This is a genomic window from Salmonella sp. A1325 (genome assembly GCF_056991255.1).
On sequence record NZ_JAMLWO010000010.1, the window covers coordinates 165,576 to 182,307 of the forward strand.

A 16,732-nucleotide genomic window follows, 5' to 3' on the forward strand; every position below is an offset into this window, starting at 1 on the left:
TTTGTTCAATAAGATAATTTGCCGGATAGCGCTTTGAACGCCTTATCCGGCCTGAGTATTAACGGAAATTTACGCTCCTGTCACTGGTCATATCATACAGGCCAAACTTACGGCCAAGCTGTTGACCACCGTCACGCGTCAGCGGCGTCCAGCCAATTGCCGCACGACTTCGGGTTGGGCCGGACGAGAAGAGATCCAGCGGCACGGAAACATATACGCCTTTGGTAAAATCCCCTTCCCCATATTCATCCGGCGACGCATCGGTAATCGTCGCGTAACCGCCGACAACGACGCCGCTATCGAAGCGTTTGGCGATCTCCAGCGTACCGCCTTTATCGCCCGCCAGATACTGACCAACGCTGGCTTTCACCAGCACATCCTGGGCGAACGGCGGCGTCCAGTATGCGGTCAAATGTCCGGTCTTCACGCTGTAATCGGTAAACTTCATCATATCCTGCGCGCTACGCCAGTCACGCTGTTTCACGTAGTTGGCATCCAGACCAAACGCCCAATTGCTGTCTACCGGGCGATACAGGACTTCCGCCCCGGCACCGCCAAACATGGTCTCCAGATAACCACCGTAGACCTGCCCATAGAAACCATTGCCAAAATACTGGAAGTAGTTGGCCTGTAGGTTATTCACATAAACATCATTCTGCACATACTCACGGACATGCGTACGCACCCGCGGCAGATGTGAATCCTTCGGCGGATTGGTGTAGTTAAATTTGTCGTAGTTGTTGGCGATATTGGCAAACACGCTGCCCGTGGTGAGCAGATGATCCGTGACCCACAGATCCGCAGTTCCCATTACGCCCAACTGATACATATAGAAGTTTTCCGGGCCGCCTACCGACTGATTCAGCACGGGATCAAGATGAAAATCAATGCGCGACTTGTCGATATACCAGCCCTGTTCAGTACTCTCTGGCACGATCGGCTCCACACGTTTTTGCGCCAGCGGGGTTTCATGTCCCAGCGGTTCGCCTTCCAGATGGCGTTTCAGGCTGGCGACATCGGTTTCAGTGGTGACCTGCGGCAGATTAAGGCGGTTTTCCGTCACGCGGATCGTGCGGATTCCCTCCGGCAGATCGTTCATGACGATCCGGTTAGCGCGCACGATCCCTTCACGGGAGTCGCGGTACTTCACCTGTTCGCCGGTAACGTACAGCGTATCGCCTTTGACCTGGATTTTCGGGTCCGCCAGACCGGCATTATATTTCAATAACGTTAATTGATTAGCCACTACCGAATGTTGCAGGATGGCATCCTGCGGCTGTGGTCGGTATTGCGGGCGTGAATTGTCATGATACGCGGGACGTAAATCGTTGAAATTGGTGCGCAGCGTAACGCCAAACATAAAGGTGTTGCCGCGCTCGTAGCTGAGGTTAACGTCGGCCCAATCGGTGACGCGGTAAATGGCGCCGACGTTAAACTTGCTCTTCTGCTCCAGTTTACCCGCAAAATCCTGCTGATAGTTATTGCCTTCATACTCCAGCTTCAGGCGTAGCGGTTGCCACGGGGTCTGGTATTCTACGCCGCCAAACAGCGAGGCCGGGCCGTGAAACATATCGCTACCGTCGACGGAACCTGCCTCTTTATAGCTGTTATCACGCGAACAGAATTTATCACTATACGAACAGAAAGGATTAGACACATTGCCGCTGGTGCCAAGATAGCCCCAACCGAGACCTAATGAAAAATCAAATGGCCCCCAGGCCTTACTCGCTACAATATATTCCGCATCAAACAGCCCCGTCCCGCCGATATCGCGCGCGCCAACCGCCACCTGCGGCATCCAGTAACTCTCTTCCCACAACCGCAGTTTCACATCAAACGCTTTATCTTTGTAAGTCTGGTCACCGGAGAATGATTCCACGCTGCTGTACTTTTTCGTACGGACATCGGTATAGCGCAACGTGGTTTCCAGCCACGGGAAAAGCTGAACCGAAGCCGAGTAGTAGCGGTACTGATCGTTATCGCGATAGTTCAGGCTCATCTCCCCTTCACGCGCCATACGCGCTGTCGGCGTTTGCAGCAGGCCCACGCCGCCAAAGTCAGATTGTGAAGGCCCAACAGGGGCTAGATATGTTTCGGCATGGCAGGCCGCGCTAATACCCAGCGCCAGCACGCTGAGCAGATGTGTTTTTTTCATTATTCCGGTATCCGCTGCGTCAGGGTATGAAGAATGTCGGCATTTATCGCCTCCGGCGTGCCGCGCCAAAGGGAATCGGCAAAACCGACAAAAATAATGCTGCCGGGCATTGGCTCGATATGACGTTTATTCCAGTAAGCCACCGGCGCTTTTTGGCTGCGTCCATCAGGGTAAACCACCCAGGCATAGCTACGATCCGCGCCGCTGAGTAAGCGCTGACCCTCGAGATAACTGGCGACGTCCCGCCCAGGGACGAACGGCTGGCTGCCCGGCTGGCTAATCAAGCCAAAGAGCGTCACCTGCGTGGGTTGCGGCCCGACCCAGAGCGTGTAGTGACCTTGCAGCGGCGGGTTACCTCGTTCGCTCACCCGCACCACGTCAGGATCAAGATTCACGAATTGTCTGCCCGTCACCTTCAGCGCCTGAATCTGTCGGCGCAGTGTGTTTATCGCCGCCGCCGCATCGCCGTCTTCCTCAGCGCTGAGCGCCGCCAGTCGCCCGAGAAGTTCCTGCTGCTGCTGACGCGCCGTCACGGTCGCCTGTTCTTCGCCTATCACCGCCGCAGGCCACCAGCTCGTTGCCAGGCGCGGCTGTCCGACTAAATCGAGCAGACGCTCAGCGTCTGTCAGCGTTTTAGGCTCGCTATTACCTTGGGTAAAAACGGTAACAGTGCCGCTGGCAAAGGCGGATGACGCGACAAAGGCCAGCGCCAGCGCGCTTATCGTCCTTTTCATCATGATTTTGCCGCCTTAATCAGCGTGGTTTTCACCGGAAAGTAATTCGCGCCCAGATACTGTTCCGTCTGGCGAATTTGGCCTTCGCTATCAACCCAGTAGCGATTACGCCAACGCGTTTGATCGGTCGTCACTTCTTCATCCAGCACCCGCACGTCGGTCTCTTCACTGCCGACGCTAACGCTATCGGTCCCTCGCCATGTAAAAACGGAACGGGCGGTGGCGTAACGCACCTGGCGATGTTCGGTCCAGCCCAGGGTGCGAGTCCAGGTCGCGCCATCGATAATCTGTCCTGGTTTCGCCAGCGGGTCGGCCGCCAGATTATTCACATCGATCAGGTTGTCGCCGCTGAGCAGCGTTTTGACCAGACGGCCATGCTGCGTCACGATCGTCGCGCCATCCTGCGTCACCCATTTCTGCTGCCCGTTTTCCGAGAAAGCGAGCACCACAAACAGTTGAGGACCGCCGTTAAGCTGCATGTACTGGCTGGCATACGGCATGTTTTGAATATCGTCATCCGTTAGCTGTACGCCTGGCGTACCGAACAAACTGTCCCACAGTGAATCGCCCAGGCCTTTGGTGGTGGCCGAACACGCCTGTAATAGCAGGCAAATCAGGATAAGTGCGAGTCGCTTCACGACGCTTCTCCAGAGGGGCAAAATAACCACACCGGAGTGTGGTTATGGTTAAACGTACCGATACTACTGGGTACTGGTGGTCGTGGTGGTCGTGGTTCCGGTATTAGAACCATCGCCGCCGCCGGTTGCCGCTAACGCGACGCCCACCGCCGAACTTACGGTGCTAACGCTGGTAGCGGAGGAGCTTCCCGCCGATACCGACGTCGCTGCCGACCCTGCCGCTTCACCCACCTGAACGGGGGCTGCCGAGACAGATGTCGCCGCAAGCGCGGTTATGGCAAAAATGCCATACAGTACTTTTTTCATCATAATTTCCCTTCATTGAATGAATGGAGATTTACCCAAAAGAATTTCGGGCGCTACCGAGTATACAACCAAAGCAGGCGGATTATGTCCGGGAGAAATAACAGCGAGGTTTTAGGATAATTAAACTTTAAAGAAGTAACGCCTACATCATTTAATTAACAAACAAATAAAATCAATAAGTTAAAATTAAACTAAAAGACATCGGCATCCGTATAATCTGAAAATAACGCAGAGTGATTTTCTGGTTATTGCTTATTTTAGGATTAAGCTCAATATAAAATTGTGGGGATAAAGACGGACAAGCGGAATTATCTTATAAAAAAAGCCGATGTGAATATCGGCCTTTTTATTATCTTATTCTCTTTTTGCCGGATGGCGGCGAAACGCCTTATCCGGCCTACAGACGCTATGCATTACGTAGACCGGATAAGCGCAGCGCCATCAGGCGCGCCAGGCTTTATAACGGTTAATCAGACCGTTAGTAGAGCTATCATGGGACGAAATAGCTTTATCATCGCCCAGCTCCGGCAGAATACGGTTAGCCAACTGTTTACCTAATTCAACGCCCCACTGGTCGAAAGTAAAGATGTTCAGGATGGCGCCCTGCGTAAAGATTTTATGCTCATACAGCGCAATCAGCGCGCCCAGGCTGAATGGCGTAATTTCGCGCAGCAGGATAGAGTTGGTCGGGCGGTTGCCTTCAAACACTTTGAATGGCACAACGTGTTCAAGCTGCGCCGGATCTTTACCCTGATCGCGATATTCCTGCTCAACCACCTCGCGGGATTTACCAAACGCCAGCGCTTCGGTCTGCGCGAAGAAGTTAGACAGCAGCTTCTGATGATGATCGGATAGCGGGTTATGGGTGATAGCCGGGGCGATAAAATCACACGGCACCATTTTAGTACCCTGGTGAATCAATTGATAAAACGCGTGCTGACCGTTGGTGCCTGGTTCGCCCCAGATAATTGGGCCTGTCTGGTAATCCACGGCGTTGCCGTTACGGTCAACGTATTTACCGTTGGATTCCATGTTACCCTGCTGGAAGTAGGCGGCGAAACGGTGCATATACTGGTCGTACGGCAGAATGGCTTCGGTTTCCGCGCCGAAGAAATTGTTGTACCAGATGCCAATCAACGCCAGCAGAACGGGTAGGTTTTTCTCCGCCGGAGTGGTGGAGAAATGCTTGTCCATCGCGTGTGCGCCGGAAAGCAGCTCGACAAAGTTGTCGAAACCGACGGACAGAATAATGGATAGCCCGATGGCAGACCACAGCGAGTAACGACCGCCGACCCAGTCCCAGAACTCGAACATATTGGCCGTGTCGATACCAAATTCGCCGACCGCTTTGGCGTTGGTGGAGAGCGCAGCAAAGTGTTTCGCCACGTGTTTTTCATCGCCTGCAGTTTTCAGGAACCAGTCGCGCGCGCTGTGGGCGTTGGTCATGGTTTCCTGGGTGGTGAAAGTTTTAGAAGCGACCAGGAACAGTGTGGTTTCAGGGTTCACTTTCTTCAGCACTTCAGCGATGTGGGTACCATCAACGTTAGAGACGAAGTGCATAGTCAGATGATTTTTATACGGACGCAGCGCTTCGGTCACCATGAACGGGCCGAGGTCGGAACCACCGATACCGATATTCACCACGTCGGTGATGGCCTTACCGGTGTAGCCTTTCCACTGACCGGAGATAATCGCTTGCGAGAAAGTTTTCATCTTCTCAAGCACGGCGTTCACTTCCGGCATCACATCTTTGCCGTCCACAATGATCGGCGTATTGCTACGGTTACGCAGCGCCACGTGCAGCACGGCGCGGTCTTCGGTGCGGTTGATCTTCTCGCCGGAGAACATGGATTTAATCGCGCCGGCCAGATCGGTCTCTTTCGCCAGATCCTGTAATTTTGCCAGCGTCTCTTCGGTGATGCGGTTTTTGGAGAAATCCACCAGCATCAGATCGTCAAACGTCGCGGAAAATTTAGCAAAACGGTCGCTATCGTTCGCAAAAAGCTCAGCGATCGTAACGTCTTTCATTTCATCGTAGTGTTTCTGGAGCGCCTGCCAGGCAGAAGTCTGCGTTGGATTGATGTTTTTCATTAGCAATACTCTTCTGATTTGAGAATTGTGACTGGGATCGATTGTAACGCCAGTCACAGAAAAGTGTGATTGTTTTAGTGCCGTTGCCCCAGGCACTGTCGAATGAGGATAAAAAGTATATACCCTAAATAATTCGAGGTGCAGAAAGGCGGCAAGTGGGTGAGTCGCCGGGCGCATAGATAAGCCAACATTCCTACAAACGGGTATCGGGGTTATAAGCGCTGTTACTGAGCCTAAACTCAGCATAAAAAATCCGCATAATCCCAACGTTGACAGTCCAGGCCACAACTTTTATTTATAAATACGTTACTTGCATTTGCGCCTGCACCGGTTTCTGTTCTGCCCTTGTGCCATGGTCGCGTTTTTCATTTCCTGACACGAGGTTGATATGACAGAGATCGTTGTTTCCAAATTTGGCGGTACCAGCGTCGCTGATTTTGACGCCATGAACCGTAGCGCGGATATCGTACTTTCCGACGCCAATGTTCGTTTAGTCGTGCTTTCCGCGTCTGCCGGCATCACTAATCTGCTGGTGGCGCTGGCCGAAGGGATGGAGCCTGGCGAACGTTTCGCTACGCTCGACGCCATCCGTAAAATCCAGTTCGATATCCTTGATCGTCTGCGTCATCCGAATGTCATTCGCGAAGAGATTGAACGCCTGCTGGAAAACATCACTATTCTGGCGGAGGCGGCATCGCTGGCGACATCGGCAGCCCTGACCGATGAACTGGTCAGCCACGGCGAGCTGATGTCTACCCTGCTATTTGTTGAGATCCTGCGTGAACGCGACGTACAGGCCCACTGGTTCGACGTGCGCAAAGTGATGCGTACCAGCGATCGCTTTGGTCGTGCGGAACCGGACGTCGCAGCGCTTGCGGAACTGGCCGCGCAGCAGTTGCTCCCGCGCCTGAGCGAAACTTTGGTCATTACTCAGGGCTTTATCGGCAGTGAAAGCAAAGGCCGCACCACGACATTAGGCCGCGGCGGCAGCGACTATACGGCAGCGTTGCTGGCTGAAGCGCTCCACGCCGCGCGGGTTGATATCTGGACAGATGTGCCCGGTATTTACACCACCGACCCGCGCGTGGTGCCCGTCGCGCAGCGAATTGATGAAATCGACTTTGAAGAAGCGGCGGAGATGGCAACCTTCGGCGCAAAAGTACTGCATCCAGCCACCTTACTCCCGGCCGTGCGCAGCGATATCCCGGTCTTCGTTGGCTCCAGTAAAGATCCGCAAGCGGGCGGTACGCTGGTGTGCAATAAAACCCAAAACCCGCCGCTGTTCCGCGCGCTGGCGCTGCGCCGCAATCAAACGCTATTGACGCTGCACAGCCTGAATATGCTGCACTCGCGAGGTTTCCTGGCTGAGGTGTTCGGCATTCTGGCGCGGCATAATATTTCGGTAGATCTGATTACCACTTCGGAGGTGAGCGTCGCGCTGACGCTGGATACTACCGGCTCCACCTCCACGGGCGATACGTTACTGACCCAATCCTTATTGATGGAGCTTTCCGCGCTGTGTCGGGTAGAAGTCGAAGAAGGACTGGCGCTGGTCGCGCTGATTGGCAACAACCTGTCAAAAGCCTGCGGCGTTGGTAAAGAAGTGTTTGGCGTCCTGGAACCGTTCAACATTCGCATGATTTGTTACGGCGCCTCCAGCCACAATCTGTGCTTCCTCGTGCCGGGAGACGATGCCGAGAAAGTGGTGCAAAAGCTACATCAGAACTTATTTGAATAATCGCCCTGACACGACAGCGGGTGAGCGCTATCAGCGCAATACGCTGCCGGATGGCGACGCAGGCACGTCATCCGGCGGTTCCCGCGCCAGGCGCTGCCGGCGGAATACTGCTCAGGAATCCGCAACACCCTACTCGTCCCACCAACATGGGCAACTTTCCCCTATTTATGCACTCCCCATTTTGAACCTCGTCACAAAACCACACAAAACAACACAAAACAAAAACATAAATTAATCATTATATTTTAATGAGTTACATTTAAAAATTGATATCTTTTGGTATAAGCCCACTTTTACATTGTTGCTTTATTTTGTTTTAGTTGGAATTATGATTGCACTACAACACAGATAACCCCCTTACCCCCTATTTGAGGCCGCTATGAAAAAAATTGCGATTATTGGAAGCAGTGGAGGCAACCTCTACAACCTGGGTGGCGCCGAGCCAGAGAAGTTACTCCAGGAGATTTATCAGCAGTGTGAGGCTGCGGGCGTGAATGTGGCCGCCGTACAGTTTATCGCGGCAGAAGCCTCGATGGACGTCGCCAAACCGGATACCCCGGCATCGGTTTATGCATTAACCACAGAAAACCAACAAAAACCACAGCGCATATTTCAGGGCAAACTTTCGGAGGTAAACACCTCGGTAGTAGAAAGCGATCGCCAAATCGCTGAGATGATCCGTCGCGGTGAGATCGATGGGATCGTGGTAATGAGCGCCGATCCGGTAAAGGCGAACCAGGCCGTTTTTGCCGCCGCCGTTGAGATGAAAACACCGATTGTCGGCACCGGGGGAACCTCCATGGCGCTGGTGGCGGCAAAGGGGGCGAATGTGGTCGCGACCTCCGGAACAACCGGCACCACCAGCCGTACCCGCGCCGTCTCCTTCGTGGCGTCACTGTGTAAACATTGGGGTATCAAGTACAAACCACAGTTGGGTAGCGCTTCGCCCTCGCAGAGCGGTTCCGGAAAAAGCCTGCTCAAACGTTTTAACATTCGTAGCATCATGATCCCTGCGCTACCAGGCTTTATCGCCATGGCGATTGTACTCGCCCTGAGCCACATACCAGGACTGGAAAAACTTAACGATATCTTTGAAATCTTACTAAAAGGTCTGCCGGTGTTAGTCGCGGTACTGGCGGCAAAACAGATTTCCGAACTGGATGAAGTTTCAATTGTGGCCGGGGTCGTCGCTGGCGTGCTTTCCGTAGAGGGCGGTCTTATCGGCGGCATTATCGGCGGTGTAATGGCGGGGATTTTCGTCCGTTGGCTGTTCGAGCTGTGCCTGAACTGGCGCTTCCCAATGACTACCGTCAACATCGTCGCCGGTGGGATATCGGGCCTTGCCGCTGGGTTAATCATGCACTATCTGCTGAGTCCGCTGGCGCTATCTGCGGGTAATTACATCAAACTGGCTATCGAAAGCACGCTGGCATTCAGCCCAATTCTTGCCGGGCTGCTGGCTGGTCTGGTTATCTGGCCTGCCATTCTCGGCGGCGTCTATCACGCGGTGATCCTGCCGTTGGTGCTGCTGGAGATGGAAAAATCCGGCGTCAGCTTCCTCGGCGCGGTCGATATGGTCGGTCTGGTGATGGTGGCCGCAGGTATTAACCTTGCCAATGTGATCGCCCCGCGTGAAAAAAGCGAAGCTGCCGTTGCTACGCCGGGCCTGCTCATTAACCTGGGTTTTGGCACCTTTGTTGAATCCGCCTATCCCTTCATGTTCGCCAACAAAATTGTTTTTGGCTCCGCCATTTTTTGGGCCGGAATGGGCGGCATGATGCTGGGCTTTTTTAACGTCAAAGGCGTGGCCTATGTTCCGGCTTTCGCCTCACCGTTCTTATCCAGCAATGCGCTCCAGATGGCCATCGTAATGATTGCCACAATGGCGATGACCTGCCTTACCACCATTATTGCTAACCGTTTCAAACCTGTCGTACAGAGCGAATCAACAACGACAGCCGTTAATTAATGCACCAACACCAGAGGTACACCATGTTTAAAGGCGATATGAATAAAAAACGCGCCAAAGCGTTACAGAAAGTGAAAGAAGCCATCACACTTCACGGCGGGCAAACCATCCTCAGCACAGGAATAACCGGCGACGATGCGCGCCTGGCGAAAGCCGTGTGTGAGGCTGGCGTTAAGCTACTGGAGCCGAACCACCCTGCGTTGGCGCTGGCGCGTGGACACAAAGGCGTGAGCAACATGCACGCGGCGGAGCAGATTCGTCACGAAATCACCAATAGCCAGATGGCTGAGGCCGTACACGGTGTGCGTAATGTGGTCCCGGACGATATTTTTATCACCGTTGGTATCGCCGGCGGTTTTACCGAAACCTTACCGGTGCCGCTCAGCGAAACGGAAATTCTGGAGATTGCCCGCGCTGGGGCCGACGGTTTACATACGCATAAATCCGACTGGGACGATCTGCAGGACATCGTTAATCTCGCCCATCAGTATGGTCTGACCGTCGATGCCTACATTGGCCATCCTGACGATCTGCATACTTTCGGTATTCCTGCACGCACGCCGGAAGAGGTCGTCAGCGTGGCGAAGCGAATGCAGGATATCGGCGTGGATATGATTGGTCTGATGACAGGCATGAGCTATGAAGGCGTAGCGGCAGGCGATATCCCGCAGATGATTAAAGATCGCCTGCGGGCGTTGGTCGGCGCGGTGGATGTTCCGACGCTGGCGGAAGGCGGGATTAACCTCGCCAACGCGAAAGCGTTTAAAGATACCGGGGTCAATATTCTGGTGGTCGGTACTGCTATCGACAACATGGTGTGCAACGCCGCCAAAGAAGCCGTTACGCCGTTTATTGTTCATTGATATCAGGGAACGAGAGATGTTGTTGATCACCGATCTGGATGGAACATTACTCACCTCGCAGAAAACGATCAGCCCGCGCACGCGTCAGGCGCTGATTGCGTTCCGCCAGGACGGTGGTCTGCTGGCGGCATGTTCCGCCAGACCGGTCTCCTCAATGGTACGCCTGCTACGCCAGCAACAGGTTGATACGTTGTTTAGCTGGTGCGCCGGTTTTAACTGCGGACGCCTGCTGGAGATGGCGGGGCCGCGCATTATTCATGCTGCCCCGCTGACCGCCACAGATCTATGGAATATTGACCAACATATTTCTCTTTCCCGCTACCACCACTTTTTTAGCGCCGAAGCAATTCACCATCGTGACGATAGACTAATTGCGCCCTGGACAACATATGAAGCCCGCTTATTTGGGTTACCGCTTATAACTGAAACTGCAGAAAATATCTTTAATCGTCGCAATATATATAAAATTACACTTGTTGCCGCATCTTCGGAGATAGATACTCTGTGTACAGAAGTGAATAATCACCTGCCTTGTGGATATTATGCGGTTGTCACGGGAGAAAATTATATTGATATTCAAAGAGCCGATATAAATAAAGGGTTCATAATCGATAAATTAATTCATTATTTAAATATATCTTCTGACAAGGTAGTCGCGATTGGCGATCAGCAGAATGATGTCAGCATGTTTGCCGCTGCCGGAATCAGTATCGCAATGGGCAATGCGCCGGATACAGTAAAGCGGCAGGCCGGCTATGTGACTGCCACGAATGATGAGGAGGGTATCGTCCATGCATTGGAGTGGTTGCGTTGCCTGACGCATCCAGTTACCATGCGCCAAAGGTTGACGACGGCGAAAGATAATGAATCCAATTAAAAGACGAAAACATATTCTTGATGAATTAAACAAATTCGGTGAAGTCACCGTTATTAAATTATCGGAAATGCTCAACGTCACCTCGGAAACCATTCGTCGCGATCTCTCCTTACTGGAATCTGAAGGCAAAATCACTAAGATTCATGGGGGCGCAGTCAAAAAGCAGGTTGTCCAGGAGGATGCGTTTAGCGCAAGAATAGAGGCGCATCGCGAAGAGAAAATAGCGATTGGCAAACTTGCCGCCGAAATGGTCAGTGAACGGGATACATTGTTTATTGATTCCTGTACAACTAACCTTATTCTGGCCGAGCAATTACCGCCTCTCGCTTTTTCCGTGATTACCAATTCAGCCCTGATTGCCGATAAAATTAAAGAGCATAACCTGCAGGCCCGCGTGTATGTATTAGGCGGCGAATATGATTACCATTTTCGCGCCAACCTCGGCGTCTCGGTGTGTCAGCAGATTAACGCAATTCACGCGGATATCTGTTTTATTGGCGCTGGCGGCATTTCTCCCCAGCATGGCGTGTTGGTGAAGAGCTTTGAAGAAGCCTACGTTGCCAAAGCCATGATTGCGATGAGCAAAAAATCAGTGATTCTCGCCGACCATACCAAATTTGGTCAGGACGGTGTGATGTGCATCGCAAGCGTAAAAGAAATCGATAACATCATCACGGATAAAGGATTTACGTCAACGGGTTATACGCCACAGGATTTCGCCGGAAAGCTGCGGATTGCTGACTGAGCGCTATCCGCCCGTTGCGTATTGCCGTAGACTAAGAGCCTATCCCACCAGGCGTTATTGGCGCAGCCAGTTTGGACACGGACAGCGCGCAAAAACCGGAGCGTACACGTAGTACGTGAGGATTTTGAGCACTGCCCAGGTCTAAAATGGCAAGTAAAATAGCCCTAATGGGATAGGCTCTAAATGCATCGGCTAACTGAGGGCACCCGTATGGCACTCCCCCGCATTACCCAAAAAGAGATGACCGAGCGCGAACAGCGCGAACTGAAAACGTTGCTGGACCGCGCCCGTATTGCGCACGGGCGTCCGCTGACCAATTCTGAGACCAACAGCGTCAAAAAGGAGTACATCGATAAGCTGATGGCGCTGCGTGAGGCTGAAGCGAAAAAAGCCCGCCAGTTGAAGAAAAAGCAGGCGTATAAACCCGATACGGAAGCGTCATTCTCCTGGTCGGCGAATACGCCGACGCGCGGCAGACGTTAACGTCCTTTCTTCTTTCGTCCCGGCGAGGTAAAGCGCTTACCGCTTGATGTCGGGCGCGCTTTCTCATTGCTTTTTTCGATCGCAACGACCGGTCGCTTAATACCCGTGGTCTTCGGCTTCGCTTTGGCCTTTGGTTTGGCTTCGGAAGAGGAACGCTCAATCAATTTAAACAGATCGATCAGCTCATCGTCCGTCAGATCGCGCCACTCGCCCAGCGGAATCCCGCTCAGGCTGACGTTCATAATGCGCGTACGCTCCAGTTTCGTCACTTCATAACCAAAGTATTCACACATACGGCGGATCTGACGGTTTAATCCCTGCACCAGGGTGATGCGAAAGACAAACGGCGCCTCTTTTTTCACCTTACATTTTTTGGTGACGGTACCCAGAATCGGCACGCCAGCGCCCATACCGCGAATAAACTCGTCGGTAATCGGTTTATCCACCGTCACCAGATACTCTTTTTCGTGATCGTTACCGGCACGTAGAATCTTATTGACCAGATCGCCGTGGTTAGTCAGAAATATCAGCCCCTGCGAGTCTTTATCCAGACGACCAATCGGGAAGATACGTTTGCTGTGGTTCACAAAATCGACAATATTGTCGCGTTCGCCGTCTTCAGTGGTACTCACAATGCCAACCGGTTTATTCAGCGCAATCAGCACTAAATCATCCGCTTCTCGCGGCTCAATCAACCGACCATTTACTTTAACAACATCCCCGGCGACCACCTGATCGCCAATGGCGGCGCGTTTGCCGTTGATAAAAACATTGCCCTGTTCGATAAAACGGTCCGCCTCGCGACGCGAACAGATGCCGCTTTCACTGATATATTTATTAAGCCGGGTAGATGTGTCGGTCAGCATATTTACTCTCTGAGAAATTTTTCTACATAAACGTCGGGAATGTGACTTACCACATCAAATCGTCAGGAACTTTAAAATCGGCATACGGATCATCTTCGTCCTGCTCTTCCTGACTCAGCGCACTGTTTACGACAATACTGTCCGCATCTCGTTGTGCGATTTTATCAGCGACGCTCGCGGGAATAATCGCATATTCACATTCACCGCTGTTATTGATAACCAGACGCGCAATCGCGAGACGCCCATTAATCAGTTGCGTCTGAGTGAGTTTATCCACGTCTATTTTTTTGATGACGTTATTATCGGTGAAGTTAAAACCAATATCGCCTTTAGATACATTGATTCTATTCATTTCAATAAGTTGCTTAACCTGAGCTTTAAACTCTTTCGCTAAAACCGCTTGTTTTTGCTGTTCACTGAGTTGTTTATCACGCTCAAGTTGCGCCTTTTTATTTTCTTCCACCGCCTCTCTGGCCTCACGAGCCTGAACGCGTGATTTTTTAGCCGTGCGCTGGACTTTGGCCATTTTTTTGCTGGTCACTAATCCCGCTTGTAGCAGTTGCTCTTGTAAGGTCAGTTTTGCCATTTTCGTCTCTAAACGTGTTAAATAATTTTGCGGATTATACCTGTAATTTTTCAGGCTATACCAGATGGCAGATCTGGCCTGTCGTCACTTTTAGCGACCGCGCTTTGCCTGTGACACGCATAACATCATGAGCCATATCAGTAAGACATTAAATGGATAATGGTAGCATTATTACGTTTTGACATTTCCTGATGAGGTGGAGAAGTAATGGAACTGCTTTTATTAAGTAACTCGACGCTGCCGGGTAAAGCCTGGCTGGAACACGCTCTGCCGCTGATAGCGAATCAATTGAACGGTCGACGCTCAGCCGTGTTTATTCCGTTTGCCGGCGTCACGCAAACATGGGACGAGTACACGGATAAAACCGCAGAGGTGCTTGCGCCATTAGGGATAAACGTCACAGGGATTCATCGTGTCGCCGATCCGCTTGCGGCGATTGAGAAAGCGGAAATCATTATTGTCGGCGGCGGAAATACCTTCCAGCTACTGAAAGAATCGCGTGAACGCGGGCTGCTGGCGCCGATGGCGGACAGGGTAAAACGCGGCGCGCTGTATATCGGCTGGAGCGCGGGCGCCAACCTTGCCTGCCCGACTATCCGCACGACCAACGATATGCCGATCGTCGATCCAAACGGTTTCGACGCGCTGGATCTGTTCCCGCTGCAAATTAATCCTCACTTCACTAACGCCTTGCCGGAAGGTCATAAGGGCGAGACCCGCGAGCAGCGTATTCGCGAACTGCTGGTGGTCGCGCCGGAACTGACTGTGATTGGTTTGCCGGAAGGTAACTGGATTCAGGTGAGCAACGGCCAGGCGGTTCTCGGCGGCCCGAATACCACCTGGGTGTTTAAAGCGGGCGAAGAGGCCGTGGCGCTGGAAGCGGGTCATCGCTTTTAATCTCTGGCCACATTGAATGCCGAATGACGGGCCTACACGCATGTTCTCCGTAGGCCGGAAGACGTTTACACCGCCATCCGGCATTTCACTTAATACTCGCCCCGTTCCTCGTCCTGATCCGGCTGTTCCAGTACGCTATAGGCGACCGAACAGAACAGTGAGTTAAGACGCTTCATATCGCCCAGCAGCCCTAAATGAAGCGAGCTGGTTTCAATGCTTTGCACGTTCTGCTGGTGCAGGCGGTCGACATGCGCATGTGAGTATCGGCGATTAAGTATACGGAAGCGATGTTTACTGCGGCGCAACCGACGGGCGCTGGTGACATCGCCGGAGAAAAAGACCGACATCGCCAGTTGCAGATTACTGAGCAGTTGATCGTAAAGCGCATCCAGCTCTTTCAATCCTTCTTCTGAAAATGCCCGACGCGCCGCCAGCGACTTGTCGGCAATCTCGCTGCCCATTCGCTCGATAATATCCGACGCCTGTTCGAGGTTCAGGGCCATCTCAATAATCTCCGCCCACCGACGGGACTCCTCCGCCGCCAGCTCGTCTTTTGGCATTCGCGCCAGATAAAGCTTAATCGCGGTGTAGAGCACGTTAACGTCATCCGCCAGCTTGCGCAGCGCTTTCTCTTCACGCGGCTCGCCGTGCATGACCTTTTTTAGCCCTTCCATCATCTGTTCCATCGCATCGCCAATGCGCAACACCTCGCGGGCAGCATTAGCCAGCGCCAGCGTTGGCGTATCCAGCGCGCTGACATCCAGATGTTTCGGCTTCAGATGGGTATCCAGTTCAGGCTCATCACGAATAATTCGTTTACAAAAACGCGCCATCAGCTCGGCAAATGGCACCATCGCCAGGCAGCGCACCAGGTTATAGAAAACGTGGAAATAGATCACCAGCTCTGATTTCGGTAGCGATAGCTCATCCATCAGATTCGCCAGCGGATGGACAAACGGCAGGATGACCAGGCTGCCGATCAATTTGAACAATAGGCTGCCGAGCGCTACGCGACGCGCGGCAGCATTGGCGGCGCTGTTATTGAGCATCGCCAGCAGCCCCGATCCCAGATTAGCGCCGATGACCAGGCACAACGCCACCGGGAACGATATAATCCCCGCCGCCGTCAGGGTCGCCGTCAGCAACACCGCCGCCAGGCTGGAATAACTGATAATAGCGAACATCGCGCCAATCAGCGCATCCAGCATAATGTCGCCCGTCAGCGACGCGAAAATGACCTGCACGCCATTAGCCTGAGTGATCGGCGTCACTGCCTGCACAATCAGCTCCAGCGCCAGTAGAATCAGGCCAAGCCCGATACCGACGCGACCCAGCTGCCCGGCGCGGGACTGCTTACGTCCTAAAAAGAAAATCACGCCGATAAAAATCAGCAGCGGCGACAGCCACGACAAATCAAAGGTGAGAATACGCGCCATTAGCGCAGTACCCACATCAGCGCCCAGCACAATCACCAGAGCTGGCGTCAGGGCGACAAGATCCTGGGCGACAAACGACGTTACCAATAAAGTGGTGGCGTTACTGCTTTGTACCAGCGCGGTAACACCGATACCCGCACAAAAGGCGAGCGGTTTCTTTTCCACGCTGCGGCTGAGGACAGTGCGTAGACGCGCGCCAAACACGCGCATTACGCCAGTACGAACGATATGTGTTCCCCATACCAACAGCGCAACGGCAGAAAGTAGATGGAGCAAAGTTAACACGGCGTCAGGTTCTCCTTATCGTTATACGTTTTCCTGAAGCTCACTTGCGATAAATTGCCTGAT

Annotated in this window: 16 protein-coding genes; 7 read left to right on the forward strand and 9 right to left on the reverse strand. The window is 52.8% G+C overall.

Features of this window, described 5'->3' with window-relative positions; translation table 11 throughout:
* Positions 1-58: 58 nt before the first annotated feature.
* The 5 genes from NAZ64_RS18255 to pgi form a co-directional block, all read right to left on the reverse strand.
* Positions 59-2,155, reverse strand: coding sequence for a YjbH domain-containing protein (locus NAZ64_RS18255; RefSeq protein WP_220569488.1), 2,097 nt, complete (start codon positions 2,153-2,155; stop codon positions 59-61).
* Positions 2,155-2,892, reverse strand: coding sequence for a capsule biosynthesis GfcC family protein (locus NAZ64_RS18260; RefSeq protein ID WP_000977972.1), 738 nt, complete (start codon positions 2,890-2,892; stop codon positions 2,155-2,157). The genes NAZ64_RS18255 and NAZ64_RS18260 overlap by 1 nt, the downstream gene beginning before the upstream one ends.
* Positions 2,889-3,527: a YjbF family lipoprotein gene (locus tag NAZ64_RS18265; protein ID WP_031601801.1), complete on the reverse strand. Its 639-nt coding sequence runs from the start codon at positions 3,525-3,527 to the stop codon at positions 2,889-2,891. Before NAZ64_RS18265 ends, NAZ64_RS18260 begins: the two co-directional genes overlap by 4 nt.
* A 63-nt stretch (positions 3,528-3,590) precedes the next feature.
* Complete coding sequence (yjbE, locus tag NAZ64_RS18270) at positions 3,591-3,833, reverse strand: exopolysaccharide production protein YjbE (protein ID WP_001541297.1); 243 nt, start codon at positions 3,831-3,833, stop codon at positions 3,591-3,593.
* A 441-nt stretch (positions 3,834-4,274) separates the two neighbouring features.
* Complete coding sequence (gene pgi / locus NAZ64_RS18275) at positions 4,275-5,924, reverse strand: glucose-6-phosphate isomerase (protein ID WP_080095011.1); 1,650 nt, start codon at positions 5,922-5,924, stop codon at positions 4,275-4,277.
* Positions 5,925-6,312: 388 nt separating this feature from the next.
* Between pgi and lysC the strand changes: the two genes are divergently transcribed.
* From lysC to NAZ64_RS18305, 6 genes are all read left to right on the forward strand, one after another.
* The gene (gene lysC / locus NAZ64_RS18280) at positions 6,313-7,662 is read left to right on the forward strand and encodes a lysine-sensitive aspartokinase 3 (protein ID WP_000136394.1); all 1,350 of its coding nucleotides are present in this window, start codon (positions 6,313-6,315) and stop codon (positions 7,660-7,662) included.
* Between the two features lie 379 nt (positions 7,663-8,041).
* Complete coding sequence (locus NAZ64_RS18285) at positions 8,042-9,631, forward strand: PTS sugar transporter (protein ID WP_000716849.1); 1,590 nt, start codon at positions 8,042-8,044, stop codon at positions 9,629-9,631.
* A 23-nt stretch (positions 9,632-9,654) separates the two neighbouring features.
* Positions 9,655-10,494 (forward strand): beta/alpha barrel domain-containing protein, encoded by an 840-nt coding sequence (locus NAZ64_RS18290; protein ID WP_000472333.1) that lies wholly within the window; start codon positions 9,655-9,657, stop codon positions 10,492-10,494.
* Positions 10,495-10,510: 16 nt separating this feature from the next.
* Entirely contained in the window at positions 10,511-11,371 is an 861-nt protein-coding gene (locus tag NAZ64_RS18295; protein ID WP_220569489.1) for a Cof-type HAD-IIB family hydrolase, read from the forward strand.
* On the forward strand, positions 11,358-12,116 hold the full coding sequence (locus NAZ64_RS18300; RefSeq protein ID WP_001068171.1) for a DeoR/GlpR family DNA-binding transcription regulator: 759 nt from the start codon (positions 11,358-11,360) through the stop codon (positions 12,114-12,116). The genes NAZ64_RS18295 and NAZ64_RS18300 overlap by 14 nt, the downstream gene beginning before the upstream one ends.
* A gap of 210 nt (positions 12,117-12,326) precedes the next feature.
* On the forward strand, positions 12,327-12,599 hold the full coding sequence (locus NAZ64_RS18305; protein ID WP_001207628.1) for a YjbD family protein: 273 nt from the start codon (positions 12,327-12,329) through the stop codon (positions 12,597-12,599).
* Here the strand turns inward: NAZ64_RS18305 and rluF are convergent.
* Genes rluF through NAZ64_RS18320 form a run of 3 tightly spaced genes read right to left on the reverse strand, consistent with a single transcriptional unit; the run spans position 12,596 to position 14,187 of the window.
* The gene (gene rluF, locus NAZ64_RS18310) at positions 12,596-13,465 is read right to left on the reverse strand and encodes a 23S rRNA pseudouridine(2604) synthase RluF (protein ID WP_000954619.1); all 870 of its coding nucleotides are present in this window, start codon (positions 13,463-13,465) and stop codon (positions 12,596-12,598) included. The two genes, NAZ64_RS18305 and rluF, sit on opposite strands and share 4 nt — an antisense overlap.
* A gap of 46 nt (positions 13,466-13,511) precedes the next feature.
* Positions 13,512-14,051, reverse strand: coding sequence for a DUF2058 domain-containing protein (locus NAZ64_RS18315; protein ID WP_001096724.1), 540 nt, complete (start codon positions 14,049-14,051; stop codon positions 13,512-13,514).
* 55 nt (positions 14,052-14,106) lie between these two features.
* Positions 14,107-14,187, reverse strand: a complete 81-nt coding sequence (locus tag NAZ64_RS18320) for a hypothetical protein (protein WP_031623067.1) — start codon at positions 14,185-14,187, stop codon at positions 14,107-14,109.
* A 71-nt stretch (positions 14,188-14,258) separates the two neighbouring features.
* Here NAZ64_RS18320 and pepE point away from each other — a divergent pair, with 71 nt between their 5' ends.
* On the forward strand, positions 14,259-14,948 hold the full coding sequence (pepE, locus tag NAZ64_RS18325) for a dipeptidase PepE (RefSeq protein ID WP_000421776.1): 690 nt from the start codon (positions 14,259-14,261) through the stop codon (positions 14,946-14,948).
* Between the two features lie 89 nt (positions 14,949-15,037).
* Here pepE and NAZ64_RS18330 read toward each other — a convergent pair whose 3' ends face one another.
* Entirely contained in the window at positions 15,038-16,669 is a 1,632-nt protein-coding gene (locus NAZ64_RS18330) for a Na/Pi cotransporter family protein (protein WP_000956811.1), read from the reverse strand.
* Between the last annotated feature and the right edge of the window lie 63 nt (positions 16,670-16,732).